Origin of the sequence: Wolbachia endosymbiont (group A) of Cydia amplana, from assembly GCF_964028495.1 — a bacterium.
GTDB classification, from domain to species: Bacteria; Pseudomonadota; Alphaproteobacteria; order Rickettsiales; family Anaplasmataceae; genus Wolbachia; species Wolbachia pipientis.
Genome location: NZ_OZ034792.1, coordinates 1,222,195 through 1,235,251, shown reverse-complemented (window position 1 = coordinate 1,235,251; position 13,057 = coordinate 1,222,195). Strand labels below are relative to the sequence as shown.

14 protein-coding genes and 1 tRNA gene are annotated in these 13,057 nt (G+C 36.3%); 6 read left to right on the top strand and 9 right to left on the bottom strand.

Going from position 1 to position 13,057, the window contains the following annotated elements:
- Positions 1-9: 9 nt before the first annotated feature.
- The 4 genes from ABWU40_RS06135 to ABWU40_RS06120 all read right to left on the bottom strand — a co-directional run bounded on the left by ABWU40_RS06135 (position 10) and on the right by ABWU40_RS06120 (position 2,387).
- Positions 10-789, bottom strand: a complete 780-nt coding sequence (locus tag ABWU40_RS06135) for an exodeoxyribonuclease III (protein WP_141456649.1) — start codon at positions 787-789, stop codon at positions 10-12.
- The gene (locus ABWU40_RS06130) at positions 789-1,496 is read right to left on the bottom strand and encodes a uroporphyrinogen-III synthase (protein WP_353279178.1); all 708 of its coding nucleotides are present in this window, start codon (positions 1,494-1,496) and stop codon (positions 789-791) included. Before ABWU40_RS06130 ends, ABWU40_RS06135 begins: the two co-directional genes overlap by 1 nt.
- Positions 1,497-1,740: 244 nt before the next feature.
- Complete coding sequence (locus tag ABWU40_RS06125; protein WP_015589319.1) at positions 1,741-2,232, bottom strand: hypothetical protein; 492 nt, start codon at positions 2,230-2,232, stop codon at positions 1,741-1,743.
- Between the two features lie 70 nt (positions 2,233-2,302).
- Positions 2,303-2,387: transfer RNA gene (locus tag ABWU40_RS06120), tRNA-Leu, on the bottom strand.
- Between the two features lie 62 nt (positions 2,388-2,449).
- Here ABWU40_RS06120 and tldD point away from each other — a divergent pair.
- The 3 genes from tldD to ABWU40_RS06105 all read left to right on the top strand — a co-directional run bounded on the left by tldD (position 2,450) and on the right by ABWU40_RS06105 (position 5,402).
- Positions 2,450-3,868 carry a metalloprotease TldD gene (gene tldD, locus ABWU40_RS06115; RefSeq protein ID WP_141456651.1) on the top strand — a complete coding sequence of 473 codons (1,419 nt, stop codon included), beginning with the start codon at positions 2,450-2,452 and terminating at the stop codon, positions 3,866-3,868.
- 55 nt (positions 3,869-3,923) lie between these two features.
- The gene (locus ABWU40_RS06110) at positions 3,924-4,064 is read left to right on the top strand and encodes a hypothetical protein (RefSeq protein WP_153296798.1); all 141 of its coding nucleotides are present in this window, start codon (positions 3,924-3,926) and stop codon (positions 4,062-4,064) included.
- A gap of 90 nt (positions 4,065-4,154) precedes the next feature.
- A complete protein-coding gene (locus ABWU40_RS06105; protein WP_015589317.1) occupies positions 4,155-5,402 on the top strand; it encodes an IscS subfamily cysteine desulfurase in 1,248 nt (415 codons plus the stop codon).
- Positions 5,403-5,436: 34 nt separating this feature from the next.
- Here the strand turns inward: ABWU40_RS06105 and ABWU40_RS06100 are convergent, their stop codons facing one another.
- The 5 genes from ABWU40_RS06100 to ABWU40_RS06080 form a co-directional block, all read right to left on the bottom strand.
- On the bottom strand, positions 5,437-6,336 hold the full coding sequence (locus ABWU40_RS06100) for an Rpn family recombination-promoting nuclease/putative transposase (protein WP_353279177.1): 900 nt from the start codon (positions 6,334-6,336) through the stop codon (positions 5,437-5,439).
- A gap of 291 nt (positions 6,337-6,627) precedes the next feature.
- Positions 6,628-7,791: a 1-deoxy-D-xylulose-5-phosphate reductoisomerase gene (dxr, locus tag ABWU40_RS06095; protein ID WP_015589315.1), complete on the bottom strand. Its 1,164-nt coding sequence runs from the start codon at positions 7,789-7,791 to the stop codon at positions 6,628-6,630.
- An 82-nt stretch (positions 7,792-7,873) separates the two neighbouring features.
- Entirely contained in the window at positions 7,874-8,371 is a 498-nt protein-coding gene (locus tag ABWU40_RS06090; RefSeq protein WP_007548965.1) for a hypothetical protein, read from the bottom strand.
- Positions 8,372-8,691: 320 nt separating this feature from the next.
- Entirely contained in the window at positions 8,692-9,393 is a 702-nt protein-coding gene (locus tag ABWU40_RS06085; protein WP_141456653.1) for an ABC transporter ATP-binding protein, read from the bottom strand.
- Entirely contained in the window at positions 9,386-10,168 is a 783-nt protein-coding gene (locus tag ABWU40_RS06080) for an MlaE family ABC transporter permease (RefSeq protein ID WP_015589313.1), read from the bottom strand. The genes ABWU40_RS06085 and ABWU40_RS06080 overlap by 8 nt, the downstream gene beginning before the upstream one ends.
- A gap of 339 nt (positions 10,169-10,507) precedes the next feature.
- Here ABWU40_RS06080 and rpmF point away from each other — a divergent pair, with 339 nt between their 5' ends.
- The 3 genes from rpmF to ABWU40_RS06065 are packed head-to-tail and all read left to right on the top strand — an operon-like array spanning position 10,508 to position 12,687.
- The gene (gene rpmF / locus ABWU40_RS06075) at positions 10,508-10,690 is read left to right on the top strand and encodes a 50S ribosomal protein L32 (RefSeq protein ID WP_041573607.1); all 183 of its coding nucleotides are present in this window, start codon (positions 10,508-10,510) and stop codon (positions 10,688-10,690) included.
- Between the two features lie 10 nt (positions 10,691-10,700).
- Positions 10,701-11,738, top strand: a complete 1,038-nt coding sequence (plsX, locus tag ABWU40_RS06070) for a phosphate acyltransferase PlsX (RefSeq protein ID WP_015589311.1) — start codon at positions 10,701-10,703, stop codon at positions 11,736-11,738.
- The gene (locus tag ABWU40_RS06065; protein ID WP_141456654.1) at positions 11,731-12,687 is read left to right on the top strand and encodes a beta-ketoacyl-ACP synthase III; all 957 of its coding nucleotides are present in this window, start codon (positions 11,731-11,733) and stop codon (positions 12,685-12,687) included. Before plsX ends, ABWU40_RS06065 begins: the two co-directional genes overlap by 8 nt.
- Positions 12,688-13,057 lie beyond the last annotated feature (370 nt).

The window sequence follows — 13,057 nt, the reverse complement described above, 5'->3', positions numbered from 1 at the left end:
GGTCTACTATTATTCTATAGCACATACAACAGGAGTATGGTCAGACGGATTTTCTAGCTTACGCAATCTATCATCTATGTAGCATGTTTCCAATTTATCTACAGCTTGTGGTGATAACAGCATATAATCTATTCGCATTCCTTGATTATTTCTGAGTGAATTGCCTTGATAATGCCACCAAGTGAATTGTTGCAAATTTGGGTGAGATATTCTAAACGCATCTTTAAACCCAAGATTCAAGATCGCTCTTAACTTCTCACGTTCTCTTATATGAAAGCACACTTGGCCATTCAATAAGTTTGAATCAAAGACATCAATTTCATCCGGTGCAACATTATAATCGCCAGCTATAATAGTTAACTCTTCATTCTTTAACAAAGTGCTCATCCTTTCATATAGATTATCAAAAAACTTGAGTTTATATTCAAATGCTTGAGAGTCCGGGCTTTGACCGTTTGGAACGTATACACTTCCTACCCTTACCTTATGATTGGTGTGTTTTATCACACACTCTATATAACGTGCTTCTTGATGACTTTCCACAATGTCAATTTTAAACTTCTCCAGTATCGGATATTTAGATAAGACACAAACGCCATTTCTTGCAACTTGTCCATAGATAGCATATTCATATCCTAACTTTTCTATCTCTGCGTAAGGAAATTGCTCTTCTGTACATTTTATCTCTTGCAGCAAAATTATATCTACCTGACTATCAACTATAAAACTACAAAGTTGGTTAACTCTTTTGCGTATAGAGTTTACGTTCCAAGTTGCAATCTTTAGCATCAACAATCCTTATTAATTATATCAATTAAACTCTCCCCAGTAGGCAACCTCGATGTTATAATTTTTTTCCATTTGATTAACTTTAAACTATCAGCAATGTTTTTACTCATGGTATATGCAGTTATATTGCTCATCACATGAGATAGCCCACTTTTTAGAACTAATGAACAAAATACCCTTGCTGTCTGTGAGGAAAAAAAAGCAACACTATCAATTTTACCATCCAACAGCAAATTTTTACACCTATTAGTTAGACTCCTTTTAATAATTGTTTTATAGAGTACAACTTCTCTTATGTTAAAATCTTCTTCAGATAATCTCTTTTTTAGATCACATGATACTTCTTGTCCCCTTATATACAAGAACTTTATTGCGTTTGAATAATGAGCTTTTATGAATGATATCAGAACATCAACGTTGCTGTCTGCTGAGATTATATCAGAAAATCCCAAATTTTTTGCAGCCTGCATGGTTGAATTACCAACTGTAATAATCGGAAAGTCATCCTCTTTGCATATTTGACTAAGAGCCTTTACACTGTTTTTACTTGTAGATATCACAACGTCAAATTCGTACGCAGATATATCAGGATTTAAGTACTTTATTGTGAATACTGGTTCTATAAAAACTTTGTATCCATACTTTCTCAATATATTTCTTGTATTGAACGAGTCCAATAAAGGCCTCGTTAATAAAATAGACTTCATTCTGATTTATTTCACTACTAGTAAAATAGTACCCTTTATACACAAATTACTGAATAAAAACTTTTATTTTGATAGCTTGAGCAATTATTCAAGTAATTGATGTGGAAGTAGGAGTACTAAGCGCTCCTACCCCAATAAGCCCACAATTTCTGCTTACACTTTTTTGACGCTAATTACATCGAACTCTTTTGAATGGCTCTCTTCAGTGGAATTATATAGCTAATATTCCTGTATAAGTTAATACTTAAGCTGCTTTTGCAGTTAGGGAGTGGTCATCAGTAGGTTTTTTTGCCTGTGGTTCGCTAATCCTAGTCCGAACGATATTAGTTGCCATAAAGGCACAGCCTAGAATAAAAAAGGCAGTGGAAACAAAAGGAATGATAGGAGATTCAAAGGGCAATATAGGTGTAATTCCTCCTATTAAAAACAAAACGTTAGATGTAATATCAAGACAGATCTTCGTTAGTTTTTCTTGTCCAGGAGTGTTTTCTACACCAAGCTGCTTATTAAGATCACGCTGCCTAAAATGATCAGCTAATGACCATATGTTTAAGGTAGATGAAAGTACACTTAATATAGTGCAGGCAATACTAAAATACAGACTTAAGACAGGAATATTCAAGACCAATGCCGCTATGTATCCAATGAAAGAGATAGTAGATAGTGTAGTAACTAAGCGTTTCGAGTAAGTTCGTACCTTCTTTCTGCAGGCTAACTTATTTTTTTCACTATACATAGCATGAATATTACCTAATATGTTATATTATAACATTAATTAATTCAATAAGCAATATGGAAGCTAAGAGTGCCCGAGAGAAGACTTGAACTTCCACAACTTAAAAAGTTACTAGCACCTGAAGCTAGCGCGTCTACCAATTCCGCCACCCGGGCTTTTTATAGTTTACTATGTTAAAGTTAAATAATATACTTAAACAATTTTTAGTTCAAAGGTAATGCCAAATCTAGATCAAATATTTTTTGCTCAAAACAATGTTAATATTAATAACGTATATAAAATAGTCAATAACGCTTTGAGCAATAGCGATGGTGGTGAGCTGTTTCTAGAATTTTGCCAGTCGGAGTCCCTGGTTTTTGAGGATAACATATTAAAACACATGGACTTGAATACTAGAAGGGGATTTGGTTTAAGGTCTTTTTGTGAAGATAGTACATCTTTCGTTTGTTCTTCTGAGATCAGCGAAAAAGAAATTAGTAATGCTGCTTCTATGGTAAAAAGCTCAGTGTCTTTAAACAAGACAAATTCAATAAATTTAAACGAAGAGACAAAAAGCCTATATTCGAGGATTAACCCTATAAATGAAATGGATCTGAATTCAAAGATTAAGCTACTCAATGAGGTTAATGAGTATGTAAGGTCCAAAAATAACTGCGTGAAGCAAGTAAAAATAACTCTAAGTGGAGAATGGCAAGTTGTACAAATAATAAAGGGTGATCACAGATTAAGCGATATCAGGCCTCTGGTACGTTTTAATGTGCTAGTCATTGTAGAAAAAGATGGCCGTACCGAAAGAGGTTCTGCAGGGCATGGTGGAAGGGACTCTTATAGTAAGTTTATTTCTGAGAAAAAGTGGAAAGAAGTTGCAAACCAAGCGTTAGAACAAGCACTGGTAAATCTTGAAGCAATTCCAACTCCAGCCGGAGAAATGACAGTCGTTTTAGGTCCAGGCTGGCCAGGAATATTGTTACACGAAGCCGTGGGTCATGGACTTGAGGGCGACTTCAATCGCAAAAAAGTCTCAGCATTTTCAAATTCTGTGGGTAAACAAGTAGCAGCTAGTGACATCACAGTAGTTGATGACGGAACTCTGCCCAATTTGCGCGGCTCTATCAGCGTAGACGATGAAGGCACTCCACCCAGTTATAATATATTGATAGAGGATGGGATCCTAAAAGGATACATGCAGGATCATATGAACGCTAAACTCATGGGTGTAAGCCCAACTGGTAATGGTAGAAGAGAAAGTTATAAAGAAGTTATTATGCCGCGCATGACAAACACCTATATGTTGCCCGGAAAGTATACACCGAAGGAAATAATATCTAGCGTAAAGAAAGGTCTATATGCAGTAAATTTCGGTGGTGGGCAGGTTGATATAACGTCAGGAAAATTTGTTTTTTCATCTTCGGAAGCTTACCTAATAGAAAATGGCAAAATTACACAGCCAGTAAAAGGAGCAACACTAATTGGTGACGGTCAAACAGTGTTGAAAAAAGTATCTATGGTTGGTAATGACTTAAAGTTAGATCCTGGTGTTGGCACATGCTCGAAAGATGGACAAAATGTGCCCGTTGGAGTTGGTCAGCCGACACTCAAAGTCGACGCAATAACTGTTGGTGGAACTGAGATATAGATAAGGGCTAAAACGGATTCCAGCGCACGGCGCACAGCTGTACAAACATTATGATTTGGAAGCAATTGCCACCAATAGGGTGTCATCCCAGTGTCTGGGCACTGCCTTTGTGTTTGAGGCAAAACTGGCTATAACATTTAACACACTGCTTTCGCAAATAAATGTTCGTACAGTTATGTGTCAGCTACTTGGATGACACTTTTGTACTTGATGCAAGATTATATCTTGAAAAAATTAAGTTTTAATGCTATAAAATAATTGTAAATTTTGTCTCCGTGGTAGCTTTATGAATGTTGAAAGTAAAAAAATACACGATGCTAAAATAAAATTACCAATATTTCTTGATTATCAATCTACTACTAAAGTAGATCCCCGTGTTTTAGAGGTGATGATACCTTACTTTGGTGAGTTCAGTAATGCACACTCTCGCAGCCATTCATTTGGTTGGACTGCTGAAGAAGCAGTGGAAAAAGCAAGGAAACACATCGCTGATCTGGTGAACGCAGATAGCAAAGAAATTATCTTTACCTCAGGTGCAACTGAGTCAAATAATACGGCAATCAAGGGCGTTGCTCACTTTTATAAAAATAAAGGAAATCATATAATAACTGTCTGCACGGAGCATAAGTGTGTTCTGGATTCTTGTCGGCATCTGGAAAATGAAGGCTTTAAAGTTACATATTTGCCTGTTAAGCAAAACGGAATTATAGATTTATTAAAGCTTGAGGAAGCAATTACTGATAAAACAATCCTGGTTTCAGTGATGATGGTAAATAATGAAATCGGAGTAATTCAGCCTGTAAAGGAGATTGGTGAAATATGCAGGAAGCGTAATATATTTTTCCACACAGATGCAGCTCAAAGCTTTGGAAAAGTTCCAATTGATGTTAATGAGATGTGCATTGATCTTATGAGTCTCTCTAGCCACAAAATTTATGGGCCTATGGGAATAGGTGCATTATATGTCCGTAGAAAGAATCCTCGTGTTAGGCTGATACCACTAATTAGTGGTGGTGGACAGGAAAGAGGCATGCGTTCTGGAACAGTTCCAACACCTCTTGCAGTTGGTTTTGGTGAAGCGGCACGTATTGCTAAAGAAGAAATGAAAAAAGAAACAACTAGAGTGGAAGAATTAAGGGATATTTTGTATAACAAGATAAAAGAAGCGTTTCCTGATATCGTTTTAAATGGTGATTATGAAAATAGAATTCCTGGCAACCTAAACTTGAGCTTTCCCTATGTTGAGGGTGAGTCTCTCATCATGGCAATCAAGGATTTAGCAGTAAGTTCTGGTTCTGCGTGCACGTCTGCGTCTCTTGAGCCTTCCTATGTCGTACGGTCGCTAAATAATGGCCATGACCTTGAGCATTCATCAATTAGATTTGGCCTAGGCCGATTTACAACTAAAGAAGAAGTTTTGTATGCAGCAGATCTTGTTGCTAAAAATGTTGGCCGACTGAGAGAAATGAGCCCACTTTGGGAGATGGTACAAGAAGGAGTAGATTTGAACACCGTGAAATGGGACTCTCATTAAATGTGTCCGTTCCAACTGCAAATGCACTTTGAAATTACTCTGTACCGTTCACACTTAATTCTTCAATCTCACTAATAGAAAGGCCAGTAAATTTGACAATAGTGTTGACATCAACATTGTTAGCCAGCATTGCTTTTGCGACTTCAATTTTCCCTTCAATTTTCCCTTTCTCTATACCTTTTTGTATACCTTTCTCTTCAGCAAGATCAAGTCTGTATTCAAGAATAGCTTCTTCTTTGCGTAGATCCATTATCCTTTCTTCATAGGCTACTAAATCTTTTTCGTTCCAACGAAACTTGTCTAATTCATCATATGCTAGCTTTATTATTGGCGCTTTTTCTGCTATCTCTTTTAAGTCCTCTTCTGTTGTTTCTTCTGCGTATTTAAAAAAGAAACACCACCTTTCTACTATACTTTCTAACTGCTCTACTTTATTTTTTGCGAATTTAGGCAACTCAATAAAGACAAACTGAAAATCTTTTAAGTAATGGCCGTTAGTTTTTATATCACGTATATTGTGAGTAGAAATATAATCAACTTCTTCAGGAAGTAAGTTACAATTTGATATAGCAATAAAGAAAACCTTCTTTAAATCAATGTACTTACCAGATTTATCAGCTTGCCTTGAGTAAGCCTTAGCAGCATATAGTTGAGCTCGTTTTTCGAAGCCTTTATCGCGAGTAAGCTGCATTTCAATCACATACCTGGCCCCACTAGAATCCCTGCAAAGAACATCAACTATACTTTGTTTATCAGATGCAATTTCAGGATCCATTATAGTACTGAGGAATTCCACTTCTTGTATAGTATTTATCTCAGTAAACCCTAAAATATCATTCAAAAAATGTATGAGAATATTCTTATTTTTTTCAGTGCCAAAGATTCTTTTAAAGGTTAAATCCAGCTTAGGGTCGAGAAACTTAGATAAAGCCATAGCCAAAGTGCTTAAAAATATTAATAATTATACACTATTATTAACAATTATTCAACCATATTTTTGAAGATAGCTATAGCTATGCCGCCGCGAACCGTCATACCGCCGCGGTATCTCTAGATCCCGCTAACAAGCAGCGGGATGACGAATTACTTAACCGTCATACCACCGCGAACCGTCATACCGCCGCGGTATCTCGGCATAGATTCCGCTAACTAGTAGCGGAATGACGATTGTGTATCGTGCTTTGCTAAAAAAAAAAATCACAGAATGCAGTCTGGTTACATTACTCTAGCTATACGCAACAACTTTACTTTCAACAATTTTGTGAGCAATAATACGACTTTCACAATCAATATTTATTATATCAGATAGTGAATTAATATCAGTATAACTATCAAAACTTTCCATTGTTGATTCCACTACTTCTACTATTTTTAAAAAGCCGATTCGTGACTTCAAAAATTCATTAACAGCTATTTCATTTGCAGCATTGAGCACAATACTGTTTGTTTGTGGAGCAGAAGAGTTTAACACTGCCATGCTAAGCTTTAGCGCAGGAAAACGCTTATGGTCTGGTTCTTGAAAGGTCAATTTTCCTTGCTTTGTTAAATCTAATTTACGATTTAAAGCTGATCTTTCCGGCCAAGACAAAGCATATGAAATGGGAATTGCCATGTCAGTCTCTGCAAGCACAGCAAAGTTGAACCCATCCTTATAAGTTACAATTCCATGTACTATTGACTCAGGATGCACTATTGCTTCAATTTTATCCGGGCTGATGTTAAACAAGTTATGTGCTTCTATTATCTCTAGTGCCTTATTCATCATTGTTGCGCTATCAATCGAGATTTTCTTTCCCATATTCCAAGTGGGGTGACTAAGCGCCTGATCTACTATGACATTTCTTAATTGCTCAGAACTATAATTTAAGAATGGTCCACCAGAAGCAGTAAGTATGATCTTTTCTATGCATTTGTCGTCATTTTGCAAAATTTGAAAAATTGCGTTGTGCTCAGAGTCAATAGAGATTATTTGTACGTTTTTTTCTTTAGCTTTTTTAAGTAATAACTTTCCACCGCAAACAATGCTTTCTTTGTTTGCCAATGCAATGACTTTGGTACCGCTTTCTATAACCTCCATAACTGGCTCAAGGCCTGCAATGCCAACTATTGCAACAACTGAGAGATCAACAGGTATGGTAGCAATATTTGTAGCACCAATTGCTATTTTTACATCTGTACCAAGTAGATTTTCTTTTAAATCTTTGTAAAGCCTTTCATCGGAGATAGCAACATATTTTGCATTTAGCAGTTTTGCTTGGTGTGCCAGTAGAGCAAAGTTCGAATGGGCACTTAGTGCTTCCACTTGGTATTCTTCTTTTCTCTTTGAGAGCAAATCTACAGTCTTTTTTCCAACACTTCCTGTTGACCCTAAAACTGAAACCTTTTTCACTAAGACAAACTCATGTTAATTATAACAACAGCAACTTTTCTTATTAGGCCTTCTCGCATACTATTCAGCAGTTTTTAAGCGTTTAACCAAGTTCATGTCCGTGGTCATCGCCAACAGATGGTGAAGGACCAGGTGAAAAAGATTGACCATGGTGATCACCTGCATCATGCATGTCTTGCAAACCATCAGCATTATGAGCTATTTCGTTATTGGCATGAGGGTAATCATCTGAGTGATGTCCATCATCACCATGAGCCATATCCATTCCTTCTGATGGCATATCTTCCCCACCTCCACCTGAAAAATATTCTGCAAGGCCTTCAAGAAATTTTATGCCAAACATATTACCTGATTTTCCAAACAGCGTTACTAGACTACTACCACTCACCAAACCTTCAAACACGTTACTATAAGCAGCAATTGCTCCTTCATGAAAGTTGAACAACCATTTCATTCCATCCACGACTGTTGAAACAGAGTCACTATGACCAAGACCAAAACCACTTTTCTCACCAGCAGCCTCTTGGTGTTGCTGCTGCGCTTGCCATTCTGCAATATTTGGACCTTGAGCTTCACTCATAAATTTTTACTCTCAACCTTAAGCTATTATTTTATCACAAATATTGCAAAATATCAATAGAGCTTTTGAATATAGCTAATACAAACAATTTCTGTCATCCTATATATAGCTAAACTGACTTACGACAATTTGAAAAACGACAAATTCGTCATTCCGCTACTAGTTAGCGGAATCTATGCCGAGATACCGCGAATGAATCGCGGTATGACGTGTTAGCTATAGGATCCAGTTTGAAAAAAATCTGAATTCCAATGTCCACTACCTTTTACAAAGTTAAAACTTAAAAATATGACTGTTAGCAATAGTGTATATATCTTTAGCTATATATAATGAATGAATTTTTTTATATATTCGTTATTAGTATTTTGTATTTCCTGAACAGTTCCATGGGAAATGATCTCCCCTTCATATAATACTGCTATTTTATCAGCTATTTTAAATGCGCTATGAATATCATGTGTAATCGTGATAATTGTAGGGTTAAGATCTCTAGATAATTTTATTATTATCTCGTTTACTATATCTGACATAATTGGGTCCAATCCTGAAGTTGGTTCATCCAAAATAATGATTTCTGGATTGTGTGCAATCGCCCTTGCAAGTGCCACTCTTTTTTTCATTCCACCTGATAGCTCTATTGGAAACATATCTGCTATGCTTTCCTCCAGTCCAACATCATTTAACTTCTCGATTGCTAGCTGTTTTGCCTCTTTTTTGCTGATATTAAAGCGCTTTTTATAATTAAAAGATATATTTTCCCACACTGTAACGTAGTCAAATAAAGCGGAATTTTGAAATAAAACCCCAAATTTATTTTTGCTTTTACTATTTATTTTAACAGACCCTGAGTCTGGAGCAAGCAAGCCGATAATTGTTTTTGTTAATACAGATTTGCCGCTTCCTGAGCCACCAAGTATGACTAATGATTCCCCTTTTAATATATCAAAATTTAGATCTTTTAGTACTGTCCTATCATCAAAAGATAATCTTAAGTTCAATATTGATATTATGGGGTTACGCATGTATCAAAGTAATCATGTAGTTTGCTAAAATGATCAGTATGGACGATAAAACAACAGTTGATGTTGTAGCAACACCTACTCCTCGTGCACCTTCTTTGCAATGGTAACCGTAATAGCAGCTTGAGACAGAAATTATGGCGCCAAATACAGTTGCTTTTATTAGCCCAGTTATAAAATCATACGTATTAAAGAACTGAGCTGTGTGTTTAATATATATATTTAAATTGTGGTTAAATTCGAAGACTGCAGTGATACATCCTCCAAATATTCCTATTAAATCTGCACATACTGTAAGTATGGGAAATACTATGATTGACGCTAAAATCCTTGGTGCAATTAAATATTTAAAAGGGTTGATGTTCAAGGTTGTAAGTGCATCTATTTGCTCGGTGATGCGCATTGTACCAATTTCTGCTGCAACTGATGATCCAACCTTTCCTACCATTATTAAGCTGATCAAAACTGGTCCTAACTCTTTAATGATAGTGATCGTAACAAGTTTGGGTATTATCTGTTCTTGGTTAATTAATGGGTCACTCAAGCTACTTTGTAAAACTATTGCCGCTCCTATAAAAACTCCAGTGAGCCCAACAATTGGCAGAGAGAAAAAGCCTATCTCTATAATTTGTCTTGCTATGTTGCTAAAATAATATGGTGGCACAAGGCAGTGGTATAGAGATTGAATAAAAAATATGAATGCACTACCAAGCCTTAACAAAAAATTGATAAAGTACCTACCAATTATTCTAACACTATTTATATCAAAAAAGCTCACTTTGTATTCATTTTAGCTAGAGGTTAGTCTTACTGATTTTATTAAAATTTTTATTAACTTTATCGCAAAGTATAGCTGAGATATGTTTTAAGTTCAATATACTTGATGTTTTAATTTAAAGCTTAACCCAAGAAAGGTTTCCCTACGTCATACCGCAATTCATTCGCGGTATAGATTCCGCTAACGAGTAGCGGAATGACGGTTTTTCAAATTGTAGAGCCACTTTAGCTATAGAACTCAATTACATAAGCAAACCTTACTTATTTTACTATCCCTGTTTACTTCCTGTAAAAAACATGTTACTAATGAATTGAATTTTGTAGTAGAATGGAGGAAGTTTTGGCAGTTCCAAAAAGAAAAAAGTCAAAGTCAAGGCGTAATATGCATCGTTCTCATCATGCTATTGAGCCTAAGAATATTGTGGTATGTTCAACAACTGGGGAATTCATGTTGCCTCATAACGTAGCAGTTGATGGCAGTTACAAAGGAAAACGGGTTTTCATCAAGCAACAGGCAGAGTGACTATTATGATATGTTACCTACGGTCAATAATAATATAGTTATTGCACTTGACGCTATGGGGGGCGATTTTGCGCCTCTTTCCGTAATTCATGGTGCTGGTTTTTTTTTAGACAACCTTGTTGACCCAGGCATTAAAGTTTTTTTTCATATTTATGGAGATAAGGAAGAAGTATCTCCTTTGCTTTCAAAATACAAAAAAGTAAGTAACAATTCTGAGTTTACTCATTGTTCTGACAATGTTCTTGCAAATGATAAGCCATCTTTTGCACTGAGGCATCGTAAAGACTCAAGTATGAAAGCTGCCATTGAGGCAGTAAAAAAAGGTAAAGCTTTCGGAGTGGTGTCTTCAGGCAACACCGGAGCATTGATGGCAATTTCCAGATTTATTTTAGGAACATTACCAAACATTTATCGTCCTGCTATTGCCTCTATCTGTCCAACTAAGACAAAAAGCTTCGCTTTGCTTGACCTTGGTGCAAATGTTGATTGTAATGCCGACTCATTATTTCAATTTGCGTTAATGGGTAGTATATTTGCAAAAATAGCATTAAAAATTGACAATCCTGAAGTTGCTTTGCTAAATATCGGCACAGAAGAAGTTAAAGGTAATGACTCAGTGCGCGGCGCTTTTGAGTTGCTTAAAAACGCTCCAGGCATTAATTTCAAAGGGTATATAGAGGCAAGTGAATTTTTAGAGGGTAGTATAGATGTGATTGTTGCTGATGGTTTTGTTGGCAATGTAATGCTCAAAACGGCTGAGGCAACCGCTAGTACCTTTATCAATCTAATAAAGCAGGAAGTATTCAATTCGTGGATAGCGAAAATGCTTGTTGGTATATTGTTAAAATCCAAACTAAATAAAGCTTTAACGCGTTTTAATCCCAAAATTAGAAGTGGAGCTATGTTTTTAGGGCTGAATGGTATCATCATTAAAAGTCATGGAAATTCTGATGCTATTTCTTTTGCCCATGCCATAAAATTTGCAGTAAATGCAATTAGTGAAAATTTAAATCAAAAGATAATTAACGGGGTAAGTCATATTGAATAAAAGTTTCATATTAAGCACTGGATCTTACCTACCAAGAAAAATGTTGAGTAACAACGAAATTGCATCGATAGTTGAGACGAGCGATGAATGGATAAGGCAGAGAACAGGAATAGTTCAAAGGCATATAGCAGATGAAGGAGAACTAACGTCAGATCTAGCTGTAAATGCAGCAAAAAGTGCTATAGAAAAAGCTAAAATTTCAGTAGATGAAATTGACTTGATTATAGTTGCTACAACAACTCCTGATAAAACTTTTCCTAGCTGTGCAACGATTGTACAAAGTAAGTTAAAATGTAAAAACGCATTTGCTTTTGATGTACAAGCAGCATGCTCTGGTTTTATATATGCAGTTACAGTTGCTGATTCGCTCATAAAATCTAACAATAGAATTAAATATGCATTGGTTATAGGTGCTGAAATAATGTCTAGGATTGTTGATTGGGAAGATAGGTCAACTTGTGTACTCTTTGGTGATGGTGCTGGTGCAGTGGTGATGAAATCAGAAATGGGTAGAAGCGGCATCATATCAACAAACTTATACTCTGACGGCAATGTGGACATACTATGTACGAACGGAGGGGTATCCTCTACTGGTGATTCTGGAAAAATATGCATGAATGGAAGAGAAGTGTTTAAACATGCAGTGGATAAGTTAACAGCCTCAGTAGAGGAAACTCTGAAATGCAATAATTTGAAAATCACTGATATTGACTGGTTAATTCCCCATCAAGCAAACATTCGTATTATTGAAGCAGTAGTAAAGAAATTAGATTTTCCTATAGAGAAAGTGATTAATACCGTTGATAAGCATGCAAACACCTCAGCGGCATCAATTCCACTGGCCTTAGACTATGCAATACAAGAATCAAAAATAAAATCAGGAAATCTGGTACTGCTGATTTCAATAGGTGCAGGCCTGACCTGGGGTTCCGTGTTGCTGCACTATTAGACTTCCTGCATTACCTCCTGTCATCCAAGTACCCTCTTTGTCATTCCAGTGCCTCTTTCTCCTGTCATCCCAGTAGCCCCTTCGGTGTCATTCCAGTCTGGAATCCAGTTCTTATTGTACATTCACCTGGTGTAAAGTTAAGTTTCCTGGATCCCAGTGTCAGCTACTCGGATGACAAAAAAAGGAGCACTGGAATGACAGCAGTCCTACGTCATACCGCGATTCATTCGCGGTATCTCTAGATCACGCTAACAAGCAGCGGGATGACGGTTGTCGTTTAGCCACAAATATTTAAGAAATTTACCAAATGAAAAAAAAGGCAAAAGAAGCCCTGGGGTTATTATCCGCTTTAAAATATTGGCGTTTTTTA

Coding starts and splice junctions, on each gene's coding strand:
- ABWU40_RS06135 (WP_141456649.1), bottom strand. CDS start 789: ATGCTAAAGATTGCAACTTGGAACGTAAACTCTATACGCAAAAGAGTT.
- ABWU40_RS06130 (WP_353279178.1), bottom strand. CDS start 1,496: ATGAAGTCTATTTTATTAACGAGGCCTTTATTGGACTCGTTCAATACA.
- ABWU40_RS06125 (WP_015589319.1), bottom strand. CDS start 2,232: ATGTATAGTGAAAAAAATAAGTTAGCCTGCAGAAAGAAGGTACGAACT.
- tldD (WP_141456651.1), top strand. CDS start 2,450: ATGCCAAATCTAGATCAAATATTTTTTGCTCAAAACAATGTTAATATT.
- ABWU40_RS06105 (WP_015589317.1), top strand. CDS start 4,155: ATGAATGTTGAAAGTAAAAAAATACACGATGCTAAAATAAAATTACCA.
- ABWU40_RS06100 (WP_353279177.1), bottom strand. CDS start 6,336: ATGGCTTTATCTAAGTTTCTCGACCCTAAGCTGGATTTAACCTTTAAA.
- ABWU40_RS06090 (WP_007548965.1), bottom strand. CDS start 8,371: ATGAGTGAAGCTCAAGGTCCAAATATTGCAGAATGGCAAGCGCAGCAG.
- ABWU40_RS06085 (WP_141456653.1), bottom strand. CDS start 9,393: ATGCGTAACCCCATAATATCAATATTGAACTTAAGATTATCTTTTGAT.
- plsX (WP_015589311.1), top strand. CDS start 10,701: ATGTTACCTACGGTCAATAATAATATAGTTATTGCACTTGACGCTATG.